Origin of the sequence: Pseudomonas batumici (assembly GCF_036585405.1) — a bacterium.
GTDB classification, from domain to species: domain Bacteria; phylum Pseudomonadota; class Gammaproteobacteria; order Pseudomonadales; family Pseudomonadaceae; genus Aquipseudomonas; species Aquipseudomonas batumici.
Window position 1 is genome coordinate 5,012,561 of sequence record NZ_CP144470.1, and the last position, 25,613, is coordinate 5,038,173.

The following is a 25,613-nucleotide window of genomic DNA, read 5'->3' on the forward strand; positions in this document are numbered from 1 at the left end:
CGTGCTCGCGCCGACGTCCGAAAGCACCACACAGATATCACTGGCACCACCAAGGAATCCCCATGCAAGACTGGCAGCGTTCGGTGATCTACCAGATCTACCCGAAAAGTTTCTACAGCCATTCAGGCCAGGCCACCGGCGATCTGCTGGGCGTGGTCGACAAGCTCGACTACCTCAAGTGGCTGGGCGTCGACTGCCTGTGGATCACGCCGTTCCTGCGCTCGCCGCAGCGCGACAACGGTTACGACATCAGCGACTACTACGCCATCGACCCGAGCTACGGGACCATGGCCGACTGCGAGTTGCTGATTGCCGAAGCCGGCAAGCGCGGCATCAAGCTGATGCTCGACATCGTGGTCAATCACACCTCCATCGAGCACGAATGGTTTCGCCAGGCCCGCAGCAGCCTCGACAACCCGTACCGGGACTTCTACATCTGGCGCGACCAGCCGAACAACTGGCAGTCGAAGTTCGGTGGCAATGCCTGGGAGTACGAGGCCCAGACCGGCCAGTATTACCTGCACCTGTTCGACCACACCCAGGCCGACCTGAACTGGGACAATCCCCAGGTGCGCCAGGAAGTGTTCAAGATGATGCGCTTCTGGCGCGACAAGGGCGTCGGCGGTTTCCGCCTGGACGTGATCAACCTGATCTCCAAACCGGCCGATTTTCCCGAGGACGCCAGCGACGGCCGCCGTTTCTACACCGACGGCCCGAACGTGCACGACTACCTGCAGGAAATGCACCGCGAAGTTTTCGAAGGCCATGACCTGATCAATGTCGGCGAAATGTCCTCCACCAGCCTCGCGCACTGCATCCGCTATTCGCGGCCGGAGTCCCGCGAGCTGTCGATGACGTTCAACTTCCACCACCTGAAGGTCGATTATCCGAACATGGAGAAATGGGTGTGCGCCGATTTCGATTTCCTCGAACTCAAGCGCATCCTCTCCGACTGGCAGACCGGCATGCAGGCCGGTGGCGGCTGGAATGCGTTGTTCTGGTGTAACCACGACCAGCCGCGGGTGGTCTCGCGCTTCGGTCATGACGGTGAATACCGGGACGTGTCGGCGAAGATGCTCGCCACCGCGTTGCATTTCCTCCAGGGCACGCCGTACATCTACCAGGGCGAAGAGCTGGGCATGACCAACCCGGGCTTCGAGTCCATCGAGCAGTATCGCGATGTCGAAACCCTGAACATCCACCGGATCAAGCGCGAAGCCGGCGAGTCCGAAGCCCTGAGCATGGCGGCGATCATGCAGAAATCCCGGGACAACGGGCGCACACCGATGCAATGGGACGCGGGGCCGAATGCCGGCTTCAGCAGCGCACAGCCCTGGATCGGTGTGCCGGCGAACGCGGCCCGGATCAACGTCGAGCAACAGTTCGACGATACCGGCTCGGTGCTGCATCACTACCGCGCCCTGGTCGGTTTGCGGCGCCGCGAAGCGCTGATGGTGGACGGCGTCTACCGTCAGTTGCTGCCCGAGCATCCACGGGTCTGGGCTTATGTGCGTGAAGGGCAGGGCGAGCGGCTGCTGGTGGTGAACAACTTCTATGCCGAGCCCTGTGAAGTCGAGTTGCCCGAAGGTGTCTTCATGGCGAGTCAGACCCAGCGCCTGGTGATCGGCAACTACGACGATTGCCTACCGTGTAGCCGACAACTGTCGCTGCGACCTTACGAATCCTTTGTGCTGCATCTGTCGGAAAAGTAAGGCGTTTCATTCATTCAATGCTGTTCGCACCCCATCGTGCGCGGGGAGGCTGCGCCCGATAATCAGGTGCCAAGACACAATAAAAATAATGGGGAAGCCAATGAAAACAACAATAAATCGTCGTCTTGCGGTGTCTTGCCTGTGCCTGGGATTGCCGTTCTCGGCCCAGGCCCTGGAGTTCGCCGGTTACTTGCGCAGCGGCATGGGCAGTTCGGTCAACAGCAGTTCGCAAAGCTGTTTCCAGTTGCCCGGCGCACCGTCCAAATATCGACTGGGCAACGAGTGCGAACAGTACGCCGAACTTGAATTGCGCCAGGACCTGCTGACCCTCGACGACGGTTCGGTGTTCAGCGTCGACGGGATGGCGTCGCTCTACAACAAGTACGATCACAACCCCAGTTTCGACGGTGACAACGGCACGGTCCGCATGCCGCAGATGTACGCCCAGTGGTCGAACCTGCCCTCGCTCAACGGGGGTTCGCTGTGGGCCGGACGTCGTTACTACAAGCGTAACGACATCCATATCTCCGACTTCTACTACTGGAACCAGAGCGCGACCGGTGGCGGTATCGAGGACGTGAAGATCGGCGACCTGAAATACAGCTACGCCTTCTCGCGCAAGGACAACCTGTACCAGAAGGATTATATAAACCGTCACGACTTCAACGTCGCCGGCTTCAAGGTCAATCCCGACGGCGAACTGGAGTTCGGTGCCAGTTACATCGACGCGCCGAATCGCCGCGATACCCATCAGGGGTGGGCAATCACCGCGCAGCATGTGCAGAAGAACTTCCTCGGCGGCAAGAACAAGTTCGCCTTGCAATACGGCGAAGGGCCGGGCACCGGGCTGGGCTATACCGGTGACACGAGCCTGGATACCAGCAACAAGAGCTACCGCGCTGTGGAGTTTTTCGACTGGCAGGTGACGCCGCGCTTTGGCGGGCAGATCGAGGCGGTGTACCAGAAGGATATCCGCCCTGACGGCCAGGGCCAGACCTGGATGTCCCTCGGTGTGCGCCCGTCCTATGCCATTACCGAGCAGTTCAAGCTGGTGACCGAACTGGGCCACGACCAGATCGAGGCCCCGGGCGGCACCCGCAAGCTCAGCAAGTTTACCTTCGCCCCCACCTGGTCGCCCAAGGGCCCGGATTTCTGGGCGCGCCCCGAGGTCCGTGTCTACTACACCTATGCCAGTTGGAACGCGGCAGCCCAGCGTGCGGCCAATGAGCTGGCGGCCGGTTCGGCACTGTCCGATACCGGTGCGTTCGGCAGCGATCTGCACGGCTCCAATTTTGGTGTGCAGGTCGAGTATTGGTGGAAATAAGTCTTATGCTGGCGGGGCCTTCGCAGCGCCGGCGCGTCAAAGAACAATGATAAAGGTGATGTCATGAGCGCAACCTCTTCCCTGGAATTGCTCGCGCCCCTGTCCGGGGTGCTGATCGAGCTGGATCAGGTACCTGACCCGGTGTTCTCCAGTCGCATGATCGGCGATGGCCTGTGCATCGACCCGACGTCCGGGGTGCTCTGCGCGCCGTTGGCCGGGGTGGTGAGCAATGTCCAGGCCAGCGGCCACGCCATCAGCATTACCGACGATCAAGGGGTGCAGGTGCTGATGCATATCGGCCTGGACACCGTGCAACTGGCAGGCAAGGGCTTCACGGCCCGGGTCCGCGAGGGCGAGCGGGTCGTGGCCGGGCAGGCGTTGATCGAGTTCGATGCCGACTACATCGCCTTGCACGCCCGCAGCCTGCTGACCCTGGTGCTGGTGGTCAGTGGCGAGACCTTCACGCGGCCGGCGGCGGCCAGTGGCCTGATTGCAAGCGGCGAGCCGCTGATGCGGATCGAGCGTCACGCCTCACCCGCGGGCGCCGTGGTGGAAGAGGAGGGCGAGGCGTTGTTCTCCAGTCCCGTGACCTTGCCCAATGCCAATGGCCTGCACGCGCGTCCGGCGGCGGTGCTGGCCCAGGCGGCCAAGGGGTTTGCCGCGAGCATCTGCGTGCACCGGCGCCAGGACAGCGCGAATGCCAAGTCCCTGGTGGCGATCATGGCCCTGCAGACGGTGCGTGGCGACGTGTTGCAGGTCAGCGCGGTGGGCGAGGATGCCCAGGCCGCGGTCGACGCGCTGGCGGCACTGCTGGCCGACGGTTGTGGCGAAGCGGTCGAACCTGCGGCGGCGGTGGTGGTCCCGGTGGTGGTCCCGGTGGTGGTCGAGGCCTCTTCGCCGACCTTGTTGCGTGGCGTGTGCGCCTCGCCGGGATCGGCGTTCGGTCGGGTGGTACAGGTCGCCGAGCAGCAACTGGACGTGGTGGAGTTCGGTGGCGACGAAGCCCATGAGCGCGCGTCGCTCGAGCGGGCCCTGGATGAGGCGACCCGGGCTTTGCAGACCCTGCGGGATAACGCCGAGGGCAGCGCCCAGGCGCAGATTTTCCACGCGCACCAGGAGTTGCTGGAGGACCCGAGCCTGTTGGAGCAGGCCCAGGTGTTGCTCACCCAGGGAAAAAGCGCGGCGTTCGCCTGGCGCCAGGCCACCGAGGACACCTGCGCGTTGTTCGAGCGCTTGGGCAGCCACTTGCTGGCAGAGCGCGCGCTGGACTTGAAGGACGTCGGCCAGCGCGTGCTGCGGCTGATTCTCGGTGTCCAGGAGCGGGTTGCCGAACTGCCGGACGATGCGATCCTGATTGCCGATCAACTGACCCCGTCGCAAACGGCGGGGCTCGATACCCGCAGGGTTCTCGGGTTCGCCACCGTCGGTGGCGGGGCGACCAGCCATGTGGCGATTCTGGCCCGGGCGTTCGGTCTGCCGGCCCTCTGCGGCTTGTCCGCCGAAGTCCTGAAGGTGCCCGCCGGTACCCAGGTGCTGCTCGATGCCGACCTCGGGCGCTTGCACCTGATGCCGGAAGAGGCCGATGTCCAGCGCCTGCTGCTCAAGCGCCAGGAACAACGCCAGCGCCGTCAGCGCGAGACGGAACAGGCGGCCGAGGCGGCCCTGACCCGTGACGGTCATCGTGTCGAGGTCACCGCCAACGTCGCCTCGCTGCAAGAGGTGGAGCAGTCGTTGACCCTGGGCGGCGAAGGCGTCGGCTTGCTGCGTTCCGAGTTCCTCTATCTGGAACGCCAGAGCGCACCGAGTGTCGAGGAGCAGGGCGCGACGTATTCGGCCATTGCCCGGGCCCTGGGACCTGCGCGCAATCTGGTGGTGCGCACCCTCGACGTCGGCGGCGACAAGCCCCTGGCCTATGTGCCGATGGACAGCGAAGCCAACCCCTTTCTCGGCATGCGTGGCATTCGCCTGTGCTTGCAACGCCCGGAACTGTTGCGTCAGCAACTACGGGCGATTCTCGCCTGTGCCGGACTGACGCAACTGCACATCATGCTGCCGATGATCACCCAGCTGTCCGAGCTGCGGCAGGCGCGGCAGTTCCTAGAGGATGAAGTCCTGGCGCTGGGCCTCAAGGCATTGCCGAAACTGGGGATCATGATCGAAGTGCCGGCGGCGGCCTTGATGGCCGATCTGTTCGCCCCCGAGGTGGACTTCTTTTCCATCGGCACCAATGACCTGACCCAGTACACCCTGGCCATGGACCGCGATCATCCGCAACTGGCGAGTCAGGCCGACAGCCTGCACCCGGCGGTGTTGCGCTTGATCGCCACTACGGTGAAAGCCGCCCATGCCCATGGCAAGCCGGTCAGCGTGTGCGGTGCGCTGGCTTCCGAGGCGTTGGCGGTGCCGGTGCTGCTGGGCCTGGGGGTGGATGAACTGTCGGTCAGCGTGCCGCTGATTCCGGCGATCAAGGCGGCGGTCCGCGAGGTCGGGTTGCCGGAGTGCCAGGTGCTGGCCCAGCAGATTCTCGGCCTGGAAAACGCCGGGCAGGTGCGTGAAGCCCTGCTCGATCATCAACAAGCCACGGCAGTCGAGCCGCGGGTCCTGGAGAACTGAACATGTTCGAGAAATTTCAGCAGGCGTTCTGGAAAGCACTGACGCCGGACCTGGTAGCGGATCAACCGCCTACGCCGGTTTCCGAGGCGCAAACGGCGCTACGGCCGGAGATCGTCGCGGCCCTGGGGGGCGAGGGCAATCTCAAGTCCCACCAGCGCGTGGCATTGACGCGCCTGCGCGTGGCGTTGAATGACAGCGCCCGGGTCGATCAGCCGGCGTTGCGGGCGGCGGGTGTCGCCGGGGTGATGATATTGGCCGGTGGCGTGCTCCATTTGTTGCTGGGACTGGACTGATTCCCTTACCGTTTCGCAATTGCGGGTGTATCGTATTCGCCTTTTGCGCGCCCTGGCGTGCGGTTTACTCGGTGAGGTGGTTGCGTTCATGTCCTTTACCCGTCGACAGATACTCGGTGGACTGGCCGGTCTTGCAGTGGTGGGCGTCGGTGCCGGCGGTGCAGCGCGTTACTGGCTGGGGAAAATGGCCGATGCCGACGCCGGCCATGACTATGAACTGATCGCCGCCCCGCTGGACGTCGAGCTGGTGCCCGGGCACAAGACGCCGGCCTGGGCCTTCGGCTCGTCGGCGCCGGGCACCGAATTGCGGGTGCGCCAGGGCGAGTGGCTGCGGGTGCGTTTCATCAACCACCTGCCGGTCGCCACCACCATTCACTGGCACGGTATCCGCCTGCCGCTGGAAATGGACGGCGTGCCCTACGTGTCGCAACTGCCGGTGCTGCCCGGCGAGTATTTCGACTACAAGTTCCGTGTCCCGGATGCCGGCAGCTTCTGGTATCACCCCCACGTCAACAGCAGTGAAGAACTGGGGCGCGGCCTGGTCGGGCCGCTGATCGTCGAAGAGCGCGAACCCAGCGGTTTCCAGCACGAGCGCACCTTGAGCCTGAAAAGCTGGCACGTGGATGAAGCCGGCGCCTTCGTGCCTTTCAGCATTCCCCGCGAAGCCGCTCGCGGCGGGACGGCGGGGGGGCTGTCGACCGTCAACGGGGTGTCGCAGGCCGTGGTCGACTTGCCGGCGGGGCAGATCACCCGGGTCCGCCTGCTCAACCTCGACAACACCCTGACCTATCGTCTCAACATCCCCGGTGCCGAGGCGCGGATCTACGCGCTGGATGGCAACCCGGTCGAGCCGCGTCCGCTGGGCAAGGAGTACTGGCTGGGGCCGGGCATGCGGATCTGCCTGGCGATCAAGGCCCCGCCGGCCGGTGAAGAGCTGTCCCTGCGCAACGGTCCGGTGCGCCTGGCGACCTTTCGTTCAGTGGCCGGCAGCGGCACGCCGGGCGACTGGCCGAAGGCCCTGCCGGCCAATCCGGTGGCCGAACCGGACCTGGCGAACGCCGAAAAGCTCAACTTCAATTTCGAATGGGTTGGCTCCGTTTCGGTGAACGTCGATAATGGCCGCCCCCCCAGCCTCTGGCAGATCAACGGCAAGGCCTGGGACATCACCGACAAGACCTGCGCCGACCGGCCCATCGCCAAACTGGTGAAGGGCAAGAGCTATATTTTCGAATTCAAGAACATGACCCAGTACCAGCACCCGATCCACTTGCACGGCATGAGCTTCAAGGTGATCGCCTCGAACCGCAAGTCGATCACACCGTACTTCACCGACACCTACCTGCTGGGCAAGAACGAGCGGGCGCGGGTGGCGTTGGTTGCCGACAACCCGGGGGTGTGGATGTTTCATTGCCATGTGGTCGACCATATGGAAACCGGCCTGATGGCCGCCATCGAGGTGGCCTGATGCGTCAGATACGACCCGCGGCGATCATCGACCGCAGTCGCGACCAGGACTTCATGCGCGAGGCCCTGGCGCTGGCCGCCCAGGGTGCGCGGTTGGGCGAGGTGCCGGTGGGGGCGGTGCTGGTGCAGGATGGTGAGATCATCGGGCGTGGCTTCAATTGCCCGATCAGTGGCAGCGATCCGAGTGCCCATGCCGAGATGGTCGCCATCCGCGCCGCCGCCCAGGCGCTCGACAACTACCGGCTGCCGGGCAGCACACTGTACGTCACCCTGGAGCCGTGCAGCATGTGCGCCGGGTTGATCGTGCATTCGCGGATCGCGCGGGTGGTCTATGGCGCATTGGAGCCCAAGGCCGGGATCGTGCAGAGCCAGGGGCAGTTCTTCACCCAGGGCTTCCTGAATCACCGGGTGTTGTGCGAAGGCGGGGTGCTGGCCGAGGAGTGCGGGGCGATCCTCAGCGAGTTTTTCAAGACCCGCAGAAGCAAGTCCTGACTCCGCCCTGCCTTACTTGCGGGCGACAATCACCGCCCGCATCGGCGCCGGCAGCCCTTCGATGGTCTTGCTGTGATCCTCCGGATCGAGGAAGTCGCTCAACGACTGGTACTTCATCCACTCGGTCCCGCGCTGTTCCTGCACCGTGGTCACGCTCACATCGACACAGCGCACATCGCTGAACCCGGCGCGCCGCAACCAGCGCTCCAGGGCTGGTACCGACGGCAGGAACCAGACATTGCGCATCTGCGCATAACGGTCCTCCGGCACCAGCACCTGATTCGCGTCACCTTCCACCACCAGGGTTTCCAGCACCAACTCGCCACCCTTCACCAGGCAATCCTTGAGCGCCAGCAAATGTTCGATGGGTGAGCGCCGATGGTAGAACACCCCCATGGAAAACACCGTGTCGAAGCCTTCCAGATTGGCCGGCAGGTCCTCGAAGGGGAACGGCAGGTGCCAGGCCGAAGACTGCGCCAGGTAGCGCTGCACCGCCTGGAACTGACAGAAGAACAGCCAGTTCGGATCGACGCCGATCACCGTGTCCGCGCCGGCCCCGAGCATGCGCCACATGTAGTAGCCGTTGCCGCAGCCGACATCGAGAATGCGCTTGCCCTTGAGGTCCAGGTGCGGGGCGACCCGCGACCATTTCCAGTCCGAGCGCCATTCGGTGTCGACGTGCACGCCGAACAGATCGAACGGACCTTTGCGCCAGGGCGACAAACCCATCAGTGCCGTGCGCATCTGGGCGCGGGTAGCGTCGTCGCAGTCGCTGTCGAGGGTCAGGCCGTTCAGCAGATCGACCTGGGTCGGCATGATCTTCGGCAGTGCATCGAGCGCGCTCTGCCAGCGCTCCAGGTCGCCATGACCTTTTTCCATCCTGGCATCGAGTTGCGCTTGCAGGCTGCCGGCCCATTTGGCCAGCGGGGTATGCGCCAGACGGCGGGCGAGAGGGAACAGATCAATCATGGCAGGGCAATCAACGAGGCAAAGTTAAGGCATTGGAACCAGGGCACGACTTTCGAGAAACCCGCCGCCAGCAAGCGTTCGCGGTGTTCTTCGAGGCTGTCGGGCTTCATGACGTTTTCGATGGCGCTGCGTTTCTGGGCGATTTCCAGTTCGCTGTAGCCATTGGCGCGCTTGAAGGCAACGTGCAGCTCGGTGAGCAGCGCATGCTCTTCGCTGTCGTTGAACCGCAGCTTCTCCGAGAGGATCAGCGCGCCGCCGGGCAGCAACGCCTGGCGGATGCGTCCGAGCAGGGCCAGGCGCTGTTCCGGAGCGATGAATTGCAGGGTGAAGTTCAGCGCCACCACCGAGGTTGGCTGGAATTCCAGGGCGAGGATATCGCCCTCGATCACCTCGACGGGCAGCAGCTCCTGGAACATCGAGTCCTGGCCGTTGAGGTATTCGCGGCAGCGTTCGACCATGGCCGCGGAGTTATCCACCGCGATGACCCGGCAACCGTCGCTGCGCACATGGCGGCGCAGGGCCTGGGTCACCGCGCCGAGGGAGCAGCCGAGGTCGTAGAGCACGCTGTGCGGCTGGGCGAACTGTGCGGCCAGCACGCCGAGGTTCTCGACAATGGTCGGGTAGCCGGGCACCGAGCGCTTGATCATGTCCGGAAAGACCCGCACCACGTCTTCGTTGAAGGCGAAGTCCGGCACTTGGGCCAGGGGCTGGGCGAAAAGGCGATCGGATTCTTTGCTCACGACGGTTCCGGCGGATGCTGAAAAGGCGGGCATTTTAGCCAAGTTGGCGCCGCGATGCGCGCTTTGTCGGATAAAACACCGAGCCCGAGAGCGCTGGAAACTTGTAGGAGCGAGCTTGCTCGCGATGGACGTCAACGATAACGCGGGGTATCTGATACCCCGCGGTGTCTGGACCACCATCGCGAGCAAGCTCGCTCCTACAGAAGGGCGGCCGGCGTTCAGCGCGGCTTTTGGCTGAAAGCCGAGGCCGCGATCCCCCACTGCCCCAGCCAGTAGGCAAGGATGATCAGGTAGGGCGCCGCGGCGAACTTGACCACGAAGCGATCGATCCCGATCAAGCTGTCGGAGAAGGCGAAGGTCAGTGCACCCGCGGCCGCCAGCAGGGCGGAACGCTTGGGCACGGCGCTGCCCAGACGGGCCAGCGCTCGCCAGAGCATGGCGCTGATGGCCAGTGCATAAACACTGACGGGGATTAGCAGATCGCCCAGGCCCTTGGACATCAGGATGCCCAGCAACACCGCACCGATCAGCAGGGCCAGCAGCAAGGGCAGGGCCGCCAGCCGCCGGCAGTCGCTCAGGTACGCCTTGAGGTAAGCCAGGTGCGCGACCAGGAACGCCCCCAGGCCGAATACGAACAGATCGCCTGGCCAGGCCAGCAGCACATCCCCCAGCAGGGAAAAGATCAGGCCCAGGCCGATCCAGCGGCGATACCCGCCCACTGGCGCATCGTGCAACCAGCCGAGCAGGGCCAACACCGGCACCGGCTTGGTCAGCAGGCACAGCAGCGTTGACTCGATGCTCACGCCATAAAGGAACGCCACGGCCCCCATCAGGGCAAGGATCAGCCAGGGCATGTCAGTTCACCGTGATCGGGCAGTCGAAACTTTGTGCCGGCGCCGCTTCCGGGTCCCAGGGTTGCTGGTAGGTCAGCCGCAAGCGCCCGGTACCGGTGGCGAAGGCCTGGAAGCGCCAGGTCGATTGGCCACCGCTGCCCACCAGGCCGTTGTCGTCCGGATTGTGGTAGACCTCCGGCCCCAGGCTTTTCAGCACACCGCCCGCCGAGTCCTGGATGGACCAGCGATAGCCGGTGGTGGGGTTGCTGGGCAGGCTGAGGATCATGTTCTGCCCGTTCTTGAGTTGCATCGGGCAGTCACTCTGTTTCTCCAGCGTCACGTTCTGGCGCGGTTGCTGGGCACAGGCGGTGAGCAAGGCGAGGCTTAACGGCAGCAGCAGGCGAGTCCGGGTCATAGTGTCTCCAGTTATTACAGCGATGACCGAGCATAACCTGTGGAGCCGGACTTGCACTAATGCCTGGGATTCGAGGGCGTCGATAGCGTCTTGACCCGCCATCACGATCAACGCGGTCCTTGTAGGAACCGGCTTGCTGGCGATCGCGGTTTATCAGGCGACAAAGATGTCGACGGTCAGATCGCAATCGCCAGCAAGCCGGCTCCTACAGGTCGGGGCCCGACCGCAAACTACCTTGTTTAGAACAGAATCTTCGCCACATCCGCGAAACGCTTGGCGAAGTGCGCCGTGATGCCCTCCTTCAGGTAATCCGGCAGTTCCTCGAAATGCCCACGGTTGGCTTCCGGCAGGATCAGCTCGAAAAGCTTCTGCCGCCGCGCCGCAATCACCTTTTCCCGCACCCCGCCAATCGGCAGTACATGCCCGGTCAGGGTCAGTTCGCCGGTCATGGCCACGCCCTTTTTCGGTGGCTGGTTGCGCGCCAGCGACAGTAGCGCACTGGCCATGGTCACCCCGGCGCTGGGACCGTCTTTCGGGGTAGCGCCTTCCGGTACATGCAGGTGCACGAAGGCCTTGTCGAAGAACTCCGGATCGCCGCCAAACTGCTTGAGGTGCGAGCTGACGTAGCTGTAGGCGATCTCCGCCGACTCCTTCATCACCTCACCCAGCTGCCCGGTGAGCTTGAAGCCACGGTTGAGCGTATGGATGCGGGTCGCTTCGATCGGCAAGGTGGCACCGCCCAGGCTGGTCCAGGCCAGGCCCGTGATCACGCCGACACCGGAGAGCACCTGCTCGTTGCGAAACACCGGCATGCCCAGCGAGGCTTCGAGATCCTTGTTGCCGAGCTTGATCGCCGTGTTCGGCTCTTCCAGCAACCTGACCACGGCCTTGCGCACCAGTTTGCCCAGTTGCTTCTCCAGCTGGCGCACCCCGGCTTCCCGGGCGTAGCCGTCGATCACCGCGCGCAGGGCACTGTCGCTGATGCTCAGGCTGCTTTTGCTGACGCCGGCCTTCTCCAGCTGCTTGGGCCACAGGTGGCGCTTGGCGATGGCGAGTTTTTCCTCGGTGATGTAGCCCGACAGGCGAATCACTTCCATCCGGTCCAGCAAGGGGCCGGGGATCGAGTCCAGGGTGTTGGCGGTGCAGACGAAGAGCACTTTCGACAGGTCCAGGCGCAGGTCCAGGTAGTGGTCGAGGAAATCCACGTTCTGTTCCGGGTCGAGGGTTTCCAGCAGCGCCGAAGCCGGGTCGCCCTGGAAGCTCTGGCCCATCTTGTCGATCTCGTCGAGCATGATCACCGGGTTCATCACCTCGACCTCTTTCAAGGCCTGCACCAGCTTGCCCGGCTGGGCACCGATGTAGGTGCGGCGATGGCCCTTGATCTCCGCCTCGTCGCGCATGCCGCCGACGCTGAAGCGATAGAACGGCCGCCCGAGGGATTCGGCGATGGATTTGCCGACGCTGGTCTTGCCCACCCCCGGCGGTCCCACCAGCAGCACGATGGAACCGCTGATCTCGCCCTTGTAGGCGCCGACCGCGAGGAACTCGAGGATCCGCGCCTTGATGTCATCCAGGCCGGCATGATGCTGGTCCAGCACCTTGCGCGCATGCTTGAGGTCGAGCTTGTCCTCGCCATACACGCCCCAGGGCAGGGCCGTGGCCCACTCCAGGTAGTTGCGGGTGACGGCGTACTCCGGCGAGCCGGTCTCGAGGATCGCCAGCTTGCCCATTTCCTCGCTGATGCGCTTTTGCGCCTGGGCCGGCAGGACCTTGCCCTGCAAGCGCTGCTCGAACTGGTCGACGTCGGCGCTGCGGTCGTCCTTGGTAAGCCCCAGCTCCTGCTGGATGACCTTGAGCTGCTCCTTGAGGAAGAACTCGCGCTGGTGCTCGCCGATCTTGCGGTTCACCTCGGCGGAGATTTCCTTCTGCAGCCGCGCGACTTCGACTTCCTTGCGCAGCATCGGCAGGACTTTTTCCATGCGCTTGAGCATCGGCACGCAGTCGAGCACTTCCTGCAGCTCGTTGCCGGTCGCGGAGGTGAGGGCGGCGGCGAAGTCGGTCAGTGGCGACGGGTCGTTGGGGCTGAAGCGGTTGAGATAATTCTTCAGCTCTTCGCTGTACAGCGGGTTGAGCGGCAACAGCTCCTTGATCGCATTGATCAGGGCCATGCCGTAGGCCTTGACCTCGTCGGTCGGCTCGCTCGGTTGGTGCGGGTATTCGACTTCCACCAGGTACGGTGGGCGATGGTGCTTGAGCCAGGTCCGAACGCGCACCCGGGTCAGGCCCTGGGCGACAAACTGCAATTTGCCTCCCTCGCGACTGGCATGGTGCACCTTCACCAGGGTGCCGTACTCGGGCAGGGCCTTGGTGTCGAAATGGCGGGGGTCTTCGGTGGGCGTGTCCATGAAGAACAGCGCCAGGGAGTGGTGATCGGATTTGCTCACCAGCTCCAGGGTTTCGGCCCAGGGTTCTTCATTGACGATCACCGGCAGCACCTGGGCCGGGAAGAACGGGCGATTGTGGATCGGGATGATATAGACCTTGTCCGGCAGGTTCTGCCCGGGCAGCGCCAGGCCGGTGCCCGAGGCGCTCGCGGCGTGGGCATCGTCGGCGGTGTGTTCGGCGTCGGCCTTTAAGGTCGGACGTTCAGGGAATTCCTGCTGCTCGCTCATGGGGCACCTGCACAGTGATATATGCCAATTAAATGGGGCGAGCCGCCCGTGGTTTCAATGGTCAAGGGATACCGCTTTGCCAAAGGCGGTCGATAGCCCCTGAATGAATGAGTGTACAAAGCATTTTTCAGGTAGAGGTTTTGCCGGCCGGGCGGTCGTCCGTCGGCTTTGCCGTAATAGTGGCTAATGGCCCTATTTGTCGCGTGATCTTCTCTGCGCCCCCGGCTACTCTGCACCTGTGCAATCCTTTTGTGCCAAGGTAAACCCCTCCTTCACGAACCTGAGAGTAGTTGCTCAATGGCCCGTCCGACCTCATTGACTGGATTGTTTCTGCTTATTTCGTGTCTGTTGTCCAGCGGCCTGAGTGCCGCCGCCGGTTTTCAGGCCGAGATGGTCGATCAACAGGGCAAGCCCTTGTCGAACGCGGTGGTGACCTTGCAAGGCGCTGCGGCGCAGCCGGCCTACAGCCTGCAGGCGGACATGGACCAGCGCGACACCGAGTTCGCCCCCCACGTGCTGGCGGTGCATACCGGGACCCGGATCCGCTTCCCCAACAGCGACAATATCCGCCATCAGGTCTATTCCTTTTCGCCGGCCAAGCGCTTCGAGCTGCGCCTGTACCAAGGCACGCCAGCGGACCCGGTGCTGTTCGACAAGCCGGGGATCGTGGTGCTGGGTTGCAACATCCATGACTGGATGCTTGGCTATGTCTATGTGACCGACGCCCCCTGGTTCGCGGTCAGTGACGAAAAGGGCCTGATCCGTTTCGACCAACTGCCTGCCGGCCACTACCGCGTGACACTCTGGCATCCCCAGGTCGCCGATGGGCAGCCGCGGGCGGGGGGCGAAATCGTTGTGGCCGCCACAGGGCTGAAGCAACGCTTCAGCCTGTCGATCCAACCCCTGTCGCCGGACGAACCCACGGCGCCGGCTGCGAGTGCTTCGGGCGATGCCTTCGATAAAACTGTCAGTGAAACTGCGAAGTAGCTTCCAGGCGCGGGTCGCCCGCGTCCTGATCCTGCTGTTGCTGGTGGTGATCGGCGCGCTGTATTTCAGCGTCAAGGCGGCGACCAACAGTGCGGTCCGTGGCCAGGCCAGCGAGCAATTGCAGCTCGGTACCCGGGTGTTCGAGCGCTTGCTGGACGTCCAGGGCCGGCGCCTGAGCGATGGCGTGCAACTGCTGGCGGCGGATTTCGGCTTTCGCGATGCGGTGTCCAGCGGCGATTCGGCGACCATCCGTTCGGTGCTGCTCAACCACGGCAAGCGCATCAATGCCAATGACATGATCCTCCTGAGCATGGACGGCAAGGTCCTGGCCAGCAGCCTGAGCGACCTGCCCGACGGTTCGCCGTTCCGTTATGACCAGGCCCTGCGCGAGGCGCGGCGGCTCAAGCAGTCGACCCTGATCGTGCCCTTGCAGGGCAAGCCGCATCTGCTGGTGGAAGCACCGGTGCTGGCGCCCTTGCCGATCGCCCGGGTGGTGATGGGCTTTTCCATGGACACGGCGTTCGCCCGCGAGCTGCGTTCGTTGAGTAATCTGGAAGTGTCGTTCCTGAGCGTGGACCGGCAGCAGCCCGGGGAACTGGTGAGCACCCAGCCGCCGAGCATGGCGCAGAACATCGAGCACCTGATGCTCGCCAACGGCAAACACACGCAGGAACTGACTGAATACGAGCAGCACAGCTTCCTGAGCAAGACGCTGATGCTGGCCGGCGGCGGCGGGGAAAATGACAACCAGGTCATCGCCTTGCTGCAAAGTCCGCTGGACGCGGCGATGCAGGCGTTCGAGCCGCTCGACCAGAATATCCTGCTGATCGCCCTGGTCTCGCTCCTGGCGTCCCTGGCCGGTGCCTTGCTGCTGGCGCGCAGTGTCTCGCAGCCGGTGCGGGCGCTGGCCCAGGCGGCGGAGCGTATCGGCCAGGGCGATTACCAGACACCCGTATCGCTCAAGCGCAGCGACGAACTGGGGCTGCTGGCCAGCGCCTTCAATTCCATGCAAAGCGGCATCGCCGAGCGCGAGCAGCAGCTGGCGCACAATGCCTTGCACGACGGGCTCACCGGCCTGCCCAACCGCGCGCTGGCGATGGAGCGCCTGGGCAGTGCGATCAGCGCCGGGCGCCCGGTGGCCCTGGTGTACCTGGAGATCGATAACCTGCGGGCGATCAGCGAAGCCGGCGGTCCCGACGCGGTGGACCTGGTGCTGCAACAGGTCGGCCTGCGCCTGCTGGGGGCCCTGCGTGCCGGGGACACCGTGGCGCACCTGATCGGCGGCGAGTTCCTGCTGTTGCTGCAGAACGCCACCAGTGACGGCGCGGTCGCCACGGCGGACAAGCTCCAGCAACTGTTGCTCAAGTCGCAGCGGGTTGCCGGGCATGACGTGACCCTGGATTGCCGGATGGGGATAGCCGCCTTTCCGGGGGATGGCCTGGCCGCGGAGGAACTGCTCAGCCGCGCCGCCATCGCCATGAAAGACGCCGGACAGATCCCGGGACACATCCAGATCTACGAACAGGGACGCGACCTGGCGCACCGGCGCCAGGTCACCCTGATCCGTGACCTGCGCCATGCCGCGGCCAACGGCGAGTTGCTGCTGCATTACCAACCCAAGCTGGATATCCGCGAGGGCCGGGTGCGCCAGGCCGAAGCCCTGCTGCGCTGGCAGCACCCGCAGTTCGGCATGGTGTCGCCGGCGGAGTTCATCGTCCTGGCCGAACGGACCGGCAGCATCCAGACCCTGACCCATTGGGTGATCGAGGAGGGTATGCGCCAGCTGTCGGAGTGGAACCAGCGTGGCTTGCACCTGCAAGTGTCGCTGAATATTTCGGCGGACGACCTGCTCGGCCCCGACCTGGCCGACCGTGTCTCGACTCTGCTCAAGCAGTACCGGTTGCCGGCCGAACAATTGATCTTCGAGATCACCGAAAGCGCCGTGATGCGCGAGCCCGAGCAGGCCTTGAAGGTCCTGCAGCGGCTGCGCGAGTGCGGCATCAGCCTGTCGGTGGATGACTTCGGGACCGGTTACTCGTCGCTGGCGCATCTCAAGCGGCTGCCGGTGCAGGAACTGAAGATCGACCAGTCCTTCGTTCGCGACCTGGATGAAACCAGCGAGGACGCGGTGATCGTCCGCTCGACCATCGAAATGAGCCACAACCTGGGGCTGAAGGTGGTTGCCGAGGGCGTCGAATACGCCCACAGCCTGCGCTTGCTGGAGCGCTGGCACTGCGACACTGCCCAAGGCTACCTGATCAGCCGGCCCTTGACCGCTGCGGCGTTCGAGGCCTGGGTGGCCTTGCCCTTGGGGGCACCGTCCGTTGTGGCTCATTGATGGGCGGTGCCGGTGCAAAGGCTACGAATCTTGCAGGTGTTCTATCCCTCGCTTGAGCTGCTACCGAGTCGCGACTAAACGATGGGGGTGGCAGCTGTACGCAGGTTAGTAGGCCGGCGAGCTAAGGAACCGGTGCACCCGAGGGCGCCCTGCGCACAGCCACCATAATGTTCAGGCAATAAGAGGCCTGACAGCACGATGGCACCATGCGCCTAAAGCTCACACGGGCTACTAAACCCGATCACTGAATTGGCAGTGACGAACGAAGACTAGTCACGTGTTTTGGCAGGTGCAAGCGGTCAGGATTTTCTAGGAAACTTCATACGAATGAAGAAGCAAAGTCTCAGTCGCATTCGGTGGGGCTCAGCCTAACCTTATTCAGGAACATTGAGGCGCGGCTTGATTTTTACTGGCCTGTCACTTCTTTCGAGGCACGGGTGACCAGCGTTGCCGTTGGTCAGGACTGTTATTTCTGACAGTAGAGTCTTGTCTCGCGCCCTTCTACGGTATTGCTCAACAGACATCCTGTTTCAAGTACTCAATCGTTTGGGACTTTGCAGTCGCGGGTGTCATGGTGGCGATGAGGAACTGTCATGAGCGACGACAAGGTTTCAACACGTGGCACAGCGATAAAGGAGCAGCCCACGGGCGGGATTCTGGCCTGGTGGGGAAACGGTGACGAGATGCGGATGTTGGAGAAAGTGAGCGCCGGCGTCTCGACAATGGCCACGAATGCGTACGGCATGATGTTGGCAATCAAAGGGGGGGAAGTGCTGTCCTGGGATGGTAACGGCAGCACCGTGACGACTCCGGTTCCGCAGGAGGCGAAGTCCGGTGTCAGCGCCATTGCCAGTGGCTATATCGAACGTCCCACCCGGGTACGCTCGTTGGCGCTGAAGGCGGGAAAAGTCCTCTCCTGGCAGGACTATCCGGTGTTCTCCGAATTGACCGTACCGCAGGCCGCGCAGTCGGGGGTGACGGCCATCGCCACCAGCGGCCGTTGGGGCATGGCGATCAAACAGGGCGAGGTGCTGCTCTGGGAGATCGATACGGCGGAGCTCTTGCATATCCCGGAGGAAGCCCGGTCAGGAATCAGGGCCATCTCTATTGAGCCACACACCGGAGGTCAGGCGATGGCCCTCACCGAGCAGGGCCGGGTGCTCTGCTGGTCCCCCGGTACCCTCCGCCTGCTGGACGTGCCGGATCAGGCGCAATCTCGAGTCAGCGCCATCGCCAATGACGATGCCCACTGGGTGGCGATCAGAGGCGGTGGGGTCTTGGCCTGGCACCACCGAGGCGGGTTGACCGTGGTGCCGGTGCCGGATGAGGCGAAGTCCGACGTGAGCGCCGTCGCCATTCGCCTGGAGCGGGTGGTGGCGCTGAAAAACGGCGGGGTACTCGACTGGACCTTCGGCGAGACCGAGACCAAGCCTGTCCCTCCCCAAGCGCTCAGCGGTGTCCTGGAGGTTGATACCTCCAGTTTCTCCCTGATGGTGCTGAAGCAGGACCCATGAAGCGTCTTCATCAGACCTGTCACCAGGGGTGAGGTTCTTCTAGGCTCATGTTCAAGGCACTGTGTGGTATTGCGTGTCCAATCTGTTTGGCGGCTTTGAGATCGTAGAAGTTGCGATCGCCAGGAACCAAGGTCATGAGTGATGACAGGGCTTTGAGGCAAGGATGGCGTGGAATCTCCTTGAAGGCGGCGGCACTTCTGGGGTGGGTGACATTGGGCTCCCAGCTCTACCAGAACTGTCAGGCCGCGGGGAGTCTGTTGGGCGGACTGGACGTCTTCCTCAGTTACTTTACGGTGCTGAGCAATGTCCTGGTGGCGTTGGTGCTGACCAGCGCGGCGACCTCGGGGGAGTCGACCGCGCGTCGTTTCTTGCTCAGTCCCTCGGTTCAGGGCGGCGCGGTGGTCAGCGTTGTGCTGGTCTCGTTTGTGTACAACCTGTTGTTGCGCGTTCCGTGGAACGTCCGGGAATTCCAGTGGGTACCCGATGAGTTGATGCACGACGTGATGCCGGTGCTGTTTTTGCTCTATTGGTGGTTCTATGTGACCAAGGGGCGCTTGCAATGGCGGGATATGGTGCCGTGGTTGATCTATCTGCTGGCCTACTGCGTTTACCTCCTGTTGCGCGGATACCTGGTCGGCAACTACCCTTATGATTTCGCCGATGTGGGCGAGCTGGGTTATCCCCAGGTGTTGATCAATGCCGGGATGGTGGTGTTGGGGTTCATGCTGGTGTCACTGCTGGTGATTGCCGTGGACCGCTGGCAAGGCCAGCGCTGATCGGTTGCCGTTGGTCAGGACTGTCATTTCTGACAGTAGAGGCTTGTCCGGCTTTCTTCTAGGGTCTTGCTCAACAGACAGCCTGTTTATAAGCGCCCAATCGATGGGGGCTTTGCCGTTGCAGGTGCCACGTAGCAAGGAGCCTGCTCATGAGCAACGAAATGGTGTTAACGCAAAGCACGGGCGGTATCGCCGTGAAGATCGCGGCATTGCTGGGATGGTTTGCATTAGCTCTCCAACTCTACCTGATCCTGGCTTCGCGCTGGCAGGGCGACAAGAGCCTGTTGGGCGGGGTGGACATCTTTTTCAGCTATTTCACGGTGCTGACCAATATCCTGGTGGCGGTGGTGCTGACCTGCGCGGCAACGTCAGGGGATTCGGCGGTGCGCCGGTTCTTTCTCAAACCCACGGTCCAGGGCGGTGTGGCCGCCGCCATTGTGCTGGTCGGGCTGGCGTACAACCTGCTGCTGCGCAATACGTGGAACCCCCAGGGCCTGCAGTGGGTGGCCGATGAGTTGCTGCATGACGTGATGCCGGTGCTGTTTGTGATCTATTGGTGGTCCTGCGTGCCCAAGGGCACCTTGCAATGGCGGGATCTCTGGCCGTGGCTGCTCTATCCGCTGGTCTATTTCATTTACGCCCTGGTGCGTGGCTACTTTGTCGGCTCCTACCCTTATCCCTTTATCGAAGTGGACAAGCTGGGTTATCCACAGGTGTTTATCAATGCGCTGATGGTACTGGTGGCGTTTGTGGTGATATCACTGGTGCTGATTGCCGTGGATCGGTGGAAAGGCCAGCGCTGATCAGGTCACCTGCACCCACCGACCAAGAGTCATCGATTAAACTCGCATGACAACTCTCCTGGCCCGGTGGGTGTCTTTACTTCAGATGCCAAAGTTTTTATAGGCAAAGTCCTTCAGACCCGTAAAGTATAAAACGGATTCGATATCACTGCGTGATGTACGCCCGCCGGGATACTTACTTCTAAGATCTCGATGGTAGACAATCATGGGGGCTATCAGATCCCTGATCAGTAGATTGTCTGTCAGGACTTGCCGTTGTGAAGCCGGTACGGAATAACCGAACGATGCATCCCCACTGACCGCACTCAGAAGCAGGCGTGCCAGTCTCTGATGTTGTGGAATGCGTGTCGAATTATAAGACTGGTCGGCCTTGAGTTCATCATAGGTCATCGCCGAAGTGCTGACTAGTTCGCCCACCAGGGTATTGTCACCGTATTTCTCAATTCGCCATAATAAAAACTCTCTGATATCTCCGATGGTGACATTGTTTTCATCTATTTCGACTATTTCGACCTTGTAGTTGTCAGCATCCATAGCCAGGGCGAGTGCGATCTTTTTCATGGAGGGCAGCCGTACCTCCGCCCCCGTTTTAAACGCTGACGGGCTGCACCAAGGGCCATTCTCGGGCCCCACCCAACCGGTCTTTGCGTATTCAGGAACTTCTATCCAACGGTCACCCGGTCTGCCGTCTCTACCTTGGGCATCTTTTCCGCGATCATTATCGTTCGGTTTATAGGCAAGTTTGACAATGCTTCCTAATTCATTGTAGCCGTCTTGGTAGACCGCCCAGGCATAATTATGGAGTACCACCGCATCAAAGGGGACTGGATCCGCCCAGCCGGATTGGGTACCGTCGGCGCCAGTGGCCATGGCAGTAATTTCATAGTGGCCGGCTGAAAGCTCGGGGTCGTAGAGGAGTGTCCATTCACTGTCAACGTTGGTTAACGTCGTCCCAAAGCAGTAGGCGGCGCCACTGGGATAGATGCTAATGGTAGCCCCCGGGGTGCTGTATCCGGAGATGAGCAGCGATTGGGTCGATACTTGCGCGTTCTTGCCGGGGGTCATGATGATGGGGGCCCTGACAACGCCGGTATCGTAGACATCGTATGAAAAGTTCTTCCAGTCAGAGATGATTTCGCCGAAGGTCTGGCGTATGGAAAAAGTAAATGGACCGAGTGGCAGATCAGCCGCGAGTTCAGTGCTCCACTTGCCAAAGTGGTCGACCGATCCCTCGCCAAGTTTACTGCCATTCTGTTGCCAGATCTCAACGGTTGCGCCAGAGAAGCCGCTCCCCGAGAGACTGGTGTTATGTGAGGGCAGGTGGGAGCCTGAAACTGGGTAGTCGATGTTCGGGATGTCGGAGGTACTCATCGTGGCGTTTTCGACAACGTTATACGAAAAATTCAGCCAGTTGGATATCACACCGTCAAGAGTCTGACGTATAGAGAAGGTGAAGGGGCCAACGGGTAGATCGGTGGTCAGTTTAATAGCCCAGGAATAATTTTTAACCAATACCTGGCCGAGGAGACTGCCGTTCTGTTGCCAGATCTCAACGGTTGCACCGGGGAAACCGCTCCCGAATAGTACAGCGTCGTGACTGGGCAGGTCAGATTTTTGTGAGGGTCTCTGAATACGAGGAACGTCTGAGGCATTCATTCTATTTTCTCCTGTAGCGTTTACTGAAATGGGAGGGATTGGTCACGTCTCAGTAATAAGCATTTATAAAGATAAAGGGACTGCCGAAAATACAGGGCTCATCGCACTATCCGGGAGGCGATGGAATATTTTAATGCGTTGGGTTGGTCTGCCGTTTGGGTGGCAGAGGTTCGTTTTCTATTTTGCCAAGGCAATAACCAAAAAGCGGATTATTAGCCACGATGTTGTTGATTAATGTGGTCGTTTTTTTTCTCCTTAGGGAGTTTGAAAACCTGCAAGAATGATCTGGAAATAGAGAAGTACACAGGGCTCTTCAATCGAGTCTCGACGCTTACACAGGCTAAAATTTCGGGGTGGGTGTGTATACTGTCAGTTCTGACAGTTTTTTATGATGATTGGTAATGGCAGTTATTTCGTTGTTTGAAAAACTGAAAAGGCGGGATCCTCCTGGCCTTCGCCGTTGAGGGTACGTCCGCTACCCAGCAGGCCGGTGTAGTTGGAGAAGCGGCTGTAGAACACGCCGAGGCTACGTTTTTTGTCAGGAAAACAAAAAGCCAGGTTTTCAGTGGCGGCGCTAGACTTGAAGCAGGAGGCCGTTGGCGTGGCTGATCGCCAGCAAGCTGGCTCCTAGGGGCCATGCTCGACCGTAAGTCGCGCGCTGTGCAGGATGGGTCTTACAGTCGTTTCAGATATGGGACGCCTTGTCTTCGCCCGTGGCTCTTCCCCCGCCCCAAGGCTCGGCTAAGGTGCGCGGCTTCTTCCATTTCCTGACCTGAAGGCTTGGCATGACGGCATCGAACAACAACCCTTTGCACGGCGTGACCCTGGAGCAGATCCTCAATGCCCTGGTGGCCCATTACGAATGGGAAGGGTTGGCGCAACGCATCGATATCCGTTGCTTCAAGAGTGACCCGAGCATCAAGTCGAGCCTGACCTTCCTGCGCAAGACCCCCTGGGCGCGGGAGAGGGTCGAGGCCCTCTATATCAAGCTGGCGCGGACCAAGCGCGAGCTGTGAGTGCGGATACCGGCGCGATGCACAGCGCTGTGCAGGCCTTGGGCGGCTGGCGGCGGATCCTGTTGATGGGGACGGCGCTGCTGGGCTGGGGCGGGCTGGCGATCCAGATGTACCTGGTGCTGATTTTCCGCTGGCAGGTGGAAGCCAGCCTGATCGGCGGGCTGGTGACCTACTTCAGTTTCTTCACGGTGCTGACCAATACCCTGGCGGCGACGGTGTTGACCTGCGCGGTGACTTTGCGGGACTCAGCGGGCCGACGCTGGTTTCTCAGGCCGTCGGTGCAAACGGGGGTAACGGCGAGCATCGTGGTGGTCGGGCTGGCCTACAACCTGTTGTTGCGCCACCTGTGGCATCCCCAGGGATTTCAGTGGCTGGCCGATGAGTTGCTGCATGACGTGATGCCGGTGCTGTTCGTGGTCTATTGGTGCTGCTGTGTGAAGAAGGGCACCTTGCGGCTGTGGGACGGGTTGCCATGGGCGATCTACCCCGTGGTCTATTTCGGCCATGTGCTGTTGCGCGGGCATCTGATCGGGGTCTATCCGTATCCCTTCGTCGATGTGGATAAGTTGGGTTATCCACAGGTGTTTATCAATGCCGGGCAGATTCTGCTGGGGTTTTTTCTGGTGTCAGGGGTGTTGATTGCGGTGGATCGATGGTGGGGCAGGGGACGTTTGGCAAGCAGATAGAGCGGTTGTGTCTGGGCTGACGCTTTCGTCGGAACGCCGCCCGGACCAAGCTCTGCTCCTACAGGTTTTTGTCGTTCGCCGACTCTGCATGCGATGCAACACTGTAGGAGCAGAGCTTGCTCGCGAAGAGGCCCTTGAGGCTTGCATCGCGCTGAGATCCTGTTGAGGAATCAATCCTCGGCGCTGTCGTCCTGTTTCCAGTAGCCAACCGTCTTGACGAATTCGTCGTTCAAGCCATGCTGGCCGAGCAAGACTTTACGGATCCTGCGCGACAGGGCCGCTTCGGTCGCCACCCAGGCATACAGGTTGCCTTCGGGGAGGCGCAGTTGTTCGACGGTGCGCAGCAGGTCCTGCTCCGGCGCATCGCGCCGTACCCAGGTCACCTCGATCTGTGCCGGACTCTGCAGCACCTGCTGCTCCCCGGCGTTCTCCACCTCGATCACCACCCGCGCCCGCCGATTGGCCGCCAGGCCCTCCAGGCGCCGGGCAATGGCCGGCAGCGCGGTTTCGTCGCCGATCAGCAGGTAGCTGTCGAAGATATCCGGCACCACCATCGAGCCCCGCGGGCCGGCGATGGTGAGGAACCGACCGGGCGCGGCCTGGGCTGCCCAAGTCGAGGCGGGGCCGTCGCCGTGCAGGACGAAGTCGAGGTCCAGTTCGCCGGTTACCAGGTCATAACGCCGTGGGGTGTAGTCACGCATGGCGGGTAGCGGGCCATTGTCCTTGGCGCCCGGCACCCAGGTTTCCAGCGCGGCCTGTTCGGTGGCGTTCTGCGGGAAAAACACTTTCACATGGTCGTCCGTGCCCAGGCTGATAAAGCCCGCCAGTTCCGGCCCACCCACGGTGACGCGGCGCATGCGCGGGGTGAGGTCGACGACCCGCAACACCTCCAGGCGGCGCCGCTTGATTTCGTGCAGGACGCGATGAATCCCCGGGTTGACTACATTCATCGCGCTGTCTCCTGAGCAGACGGGGTGGCGCCCGGCCCATCGACGATGGCCTTGGCAGTGTTGTTCAGCAGGTCGCGAACCCGAAGGATTTCTTCCGGGCTCCAGCGGCCGTGGTGCAGTTGCAGGGCGTGGCGCAGGTTGTGCACCGCCTCGTGGATTTCCTGCGGTCGCTCATGACCGCGCAGTGAGCGCTTGCTGACATCGATGCGCATGCGTACGCCATCGAGGGCCACGGCCTGCTCGACCAGGGACTGGCGGCCGACGTCGGTCACGCTGTAGCGCTTTTTCCCGGCGGCGGCGTCGCCGAGGATCAATTCGCTTTCTTCCAGGAAGGTCAGTGTCGGGTAGATCACGCCAGGGCTCGGGCTGTAGGCGCCGTCGAACATGCCTTCGATCTGGCGGATCAGGTCGTAGCCGTGGCAGGGCTGTTCGGCAATCAGCGCCAGCAGCAACAGTTTCAAGTCGCCGGGGGCGAAGACCCGTGGCCCGCGTCCACCGCGTTCGCGACCGGGGCGGTGTTCGAAACCGTCATGGCCATCGCCGAATTCGCGGGGGTGGTGACGAAGATGGGGATGTTGCTCTCTCATTTCTCTTTCTCCTGTCTAGTTAAGATATAACTTAAGATATATCTTAAGTGCGTGACAAGAAAAAATGACGAACGGGTGCCCAGTCAAATGGCTCATGCACCTGCCGGCCCTGTGGTGTGCTTTCTGTTTATTTCTGAAGATTTTCCCTACGTGAATTGAAGAAAAGCACTCTAATCAAGCGCCGGGACTGCTCTTTACCATGCCGCCTTGTGTCAAAAAGGCGGGACTTATCATGTCCAGTTTCTTGTTGGGGGCGCTGCTTTGGGTGTCTCCGGGCCTGTTCCTGTCGGCCCACGCCGCCCTCGATGTGGCAAAACCCGGTTCACCCGCCAAGGTGATCCAGAGGATGCGGCCCAAGCCCAAGGCAGCGCCGGCCCGCATCGACAATGTCGTGGGCCGTGCCCATGAGTTGATCGGTACGCCCTACCGCTGGGGCGGGATGTCGGTCAGCGGCTTCGATTGCAGCGGCTTGCTGGTCTACCTGTTTCAGCAGGAGGCCAATATCAAGTTGCCGCGTACCACCGTCGCCATGCGTCGCTCCAACGCCAGGACCATCGAGCGGAACAACCTCAAGCCGGGCGATGCGGTGTTCTTCCGGCGCAATGGCCAGAGCACCGTCAACCATGTCGGGCTCTATATCGGCGGGGGCAAATTCATTCACTCGCCCCGTAGCGGCAAGACGGTGCGCATCGATTCCCTCAGCAACAGCTACTGGAAAAAGAGCTACACCCTCGCCAAGCGCTTTCACAGCACACACTGAGGCGTTGCTCGCG

The 25,613-nt window shown here is 62.0% G+C and carries 22 protein-coding genes; 14 read left to right on the forward strand and 8 right to left on the reverse strand.

The genetic code is table 11. The features are described 5' to 3' along the window. The first annotated feature begins 62 nt into the window (after positions 1 to 62). From treC to tadA, 6 genes are all read left to right on the forward strand, one after another. On the forward strand, positions 63 to 1,712 hold the full coding sequence (gene treC / locus NUH87_RS22835; protein ID WP_338522783.1) for an alpha,alpha-phosphotrehalase: 1,650 nt from the start codon (positions 63 to 65) through the stop codon (positions 1,710 to 1,712). A gap of 100 nt (positions 1,713 to 1,812) precedes the next feature. Next, positions 1,813 to 3,036, forward strand: a complete 1,224-nt coding sequence (locus NUH87_RS22840) for a carbohydrate porin (protein ID WP_338522784.1) — start codon at positions 1,813 to 1,815, stop codon at positions 3,034 to 3,036. 63 nt (positions 3,037 to 3,099) lie between these two features. Further along, positions 3,100 to 5,649, forward strand: coding sequence for a phosphoenolpyruvate--protein phosphotransferase (ptsP, locus tag NUH87_RS22845; RefSeq protein ID WP_338522785.1), 2,550 nt, complete (start codon positions 3,100 to 3,102; stop codon positions 5,647 to 5,649). Between the two features lie 2 nt (positions 5,650 to 5,651). Continuing rightward, positions 5,652 to 5,942: a PTS transporter subunit EIIB gene (locus NUH87_RS22850; RefSeq protein WP_338522786.1), complete on the forward strand. Its 291-nt coding sequence runs from the start codon at positions 5,652 to 5,654 to the stop codon at positions 5,940 to 5,942. An 88-nt stretch (positions 5,943 to 6,030) separates the two neighbouring features. After that, positions 6,031 to 7,407: a multicopper oxidase family protein gene (locus NUH87_RS22855; protein ID WP_338522787.1), complete on the forward strand. Its 1,377-nt coding sequence runs from the start codon at positions 6,031 to 6,033 to the stop codon at positions 7,405 to 7,407. Beyond that, complete coding sequence (gene tadA, locus NUH87_RS22860) at positions 7,407 to 7,898, forward strand: tRNA adenosine(34) deaminase TadA (RefSeq protein ID WP_338522788.1); 492 nt, start codon at positions 7,407 to 7,409, stop codon at positions 7,896 to 7,898. Before NUH87_RS22855 ends, tadA begins: the two co-directional genes overlap by 1 nt. Before the next feature lie 12 nt (positions 7,899 to 7,910). On the opposite strand, the gene cmoB is transcribed toward tadA, so the two are convergent. The 5 genes from cmoB to lon all read right to left on the reverse strand — a co-directional run bounded on the left by cmoB (position 7,911) and on the right by lon (position 13,527). Continuing rightward, positions 7,911 to 8,867: a tRNA 5-methoxyuridine(34)/uridine 5-oxyacetic acid(34) synthase CmoB gene (cmoB, locus tag NUH87_RS22865; RefSeq protein WP_338522789.1), complete on the reverse strand. Its 957-nt coding sequence runs from the start codon at positions 8,865 to 8,867 to the stop codon at positions 7,911 to 7,913. Next, positions 8,864 to 9,640 carry a carboxy-S-adenosyl-L-methionine synthase CmoA gene (gene cmoA / locus NUH87_RS22870; RefSeq protein ID WP_338522790.1) on the reverse strand — a complete coding sequence of 259 codons (777 nt, stop codon included), beginning with the start codon at positions 9,638 to 9,640 and terminating at the stop codon, positions 8,864 to 8,866. Before cmoA ends, cmoB begins: the two co-directional genes overlap by 4 nt. Positions 9,641 to 9,825: 185 nt before the next feature. Then, positions 9,826 to 10,461, reverse strand: a complete 636-nt coding sequence (locus NUH87_RS22875; RefSeq protein WP_338522791.1) for a lysoplasmalogenase — start codon at positions 10,459 to 10,461, stop codon at positions 9,826 to 9,828. Between the two features lies 1 nt (position 10,462). Then, positions 10,463 to 10,855 carry a protease inhibitor I42 family protein gene (locus tag NUH87_RS22880; RefSeq protein ID WP_338522792.1) on the reverse strand — a complete coding sequence of 131 codons (393 nt, stop codon included), beginning with the start codon at positions 10,853 to 10,855 and terminating at the stop codon, positions 10,463 to 10,465. A gap of 239 nt (positions 10,856 to 11,094) precedes the next feature. After that, entirely contained in the window at positions 11,095 to 13,527 is a 2,433-nt protein-coding gene (gene lon / locus NUH87_RS22885; RefSeq protein WP_338522793.1) for an endopeptidase La, read from the reverse strand. Positions 13,528 to 13,824: 297 nt separating this feature from the next. On the opposite strand from lon, the gene NUH87_RS22890 reads away from it, so the two are divergent. From NUH87_RS22890 to NUH87_RS22910, 5 genes are all read left to right on the forward strand, one after another. After that, positions 13,825 to 14,514 (forward strand): methylamine utilization protein, encoded by a 690-nt coding sequence (locus tag NUH87_RS22890; protein WP_338522794.1) that lies wholly within the window; start codon positions 13,825 to 13,827, stop codon positions 14,512 to 14,514. Further along, positions 14,498 to 16,852 (forward strand): putative bifunctional diguanylate cyclase/phosphodiesterase, encoded by a 2,355-nt coding sequence (locus NUH87_RS22895; RefSeq protein ID WP_338522795.1) that lies wholly within the window; start codon positions 14,498 to 14,500, stop codon positions 16,850 to 16,852. Before NUH87_RS22890 ends, NUH87_RS22895 begins: the two co-directional genes overlap by 17 nt. Positions 16,853 to 17,445: 593 nt before the next feature. Beyond that, complete coding sequence (locus tag NUH87_RS22900; protein ID WP_338522796.1) at positions 17,446 to 18,366, forward strand: hypothetical protein; 921 nt, start codon at positions 17,446 to 17,448, stop codon at positions 18,364 to 18,366. A gap of 206 nt (positions 18,367 to 18,572) precedes the next feature. Then, positions 18,573 to 19,142, forward strand: coding sequence for a Pr6Pr family membrane protein (locus NUH87_RS22905; protein WP_338526905.1), 570 nt, complete (start codon positions 18,573 to 18,575; stop codon positions 19,140 to 19,142). A gap of 149 nt (positions 19,143 to 19,291) precedes the next feature. Next, complete coding sequence (locus tag NUH87_RS22910; protein ID WP_338522797.1) at positions 19,292 to 19,945, forward strand: Pr6Pr family membrane protein; 654 nt, start codon at positions 19,292 to 19,294, stop codon at positions 19,943 to 19,945. 81 nt (positions 19,946 to 20,026) lie between these two features. Here NUH87_RS22910 and NUH87_RS22915 read toward each other — a convergent pair whose 3' ends face one another. After that, positions 20,027 to 21,601 carry a hypothetical protein gene (locus NUH87_RS22915; protein ID WP_338522798.1) on the reverse strand — a complete coding sequence of 525 codons (1,575 nt, stop codon included), beginning with the start codon at positions 21,599 to 21,601 and terminating at the stop codon, positions 20,027 to 20,029. Between the two features lie 785 nt (positions 21,602 to 22,386). On the opposite strand from NUH87_RS22915, the gene NUH87_RS22920 reads away from it, so the two are divergent. Together NUH87_RS22920 and NUH87_RS22925 are read left to right on the forward strand one after the other, a co-directional pair. After that, a complete protein-coding gene (locus NUH87_RS22920; protein ID WP_338522799.1) occupies positions 22,387 to 22,617 on the forward strand; it encodes a VF530 family protein in 231 nt (76 codons plus the stop codon). A 17-nt stretch (positions 22,618 to 22,634) separates the two neighbouring features. Continuing rightward, complete coding sequence (locus NUH87_RS22925) at positions 22,635 to 23,303, forward strand: Pr6Pr family membrane protein (protein WP_338522800.1); 669 nt, start codon at positions 22,635 to 22,637, stop codon at positions 23,301 to 23,303. A 170-nt stretch (positions 23,304 to 23,473) separates the two neighbouring features. On the opposite strand, the gene NUH87_RS22930 is transcribed toward NUH87_RS22925, so the two are convergent. Together NUH87_RS22930 and NUH87_RS22935 are read right to left on the reverse strand one after the other, a co-directional pair. Continuing rightward, positions 23,474 to 24,253, reverse strand: a complete 780-nt coding sequence (locus NUH87_RS22930) for a siderophore-interacting protein (RefSeq protein ID WP_338522801.1) — start codon at positions 24,251 to 24,253, stop codon at positions 23,474 to 23,476. After that, entirely contained in the window at positions 24,250 to 24,840 is a 591-nt protein-coding gene (locus NUH87_RS22935; RefSeq protein WP_338522802.1) for a PadR family transcriptional regulator, read from the reverse strand. The genes NUH87_RS22930 and NUH87_RS22935 overlap by 4 nt, the downstream gene beginning before the upstream one ends. Before the next feature lie 346 nt (positions 24,841 to 25,186). On the opposite strand from NUH87_RS22935, the gene NUH87_RS22940 reads away from it, so the two are divergent. After that, positions 25,187 to 25,600, forward strand: a complete 414-nt coding sequence (locus NUH87_RS22940; protein ID WP_338526907.1) for a C40 family peptidase — start codon at positions 25,187 to 25,189, stop codon at positions 25,598 to 25,600. Positions 25,601 to 25,613 lie beyond the last annotated feature (13 nt).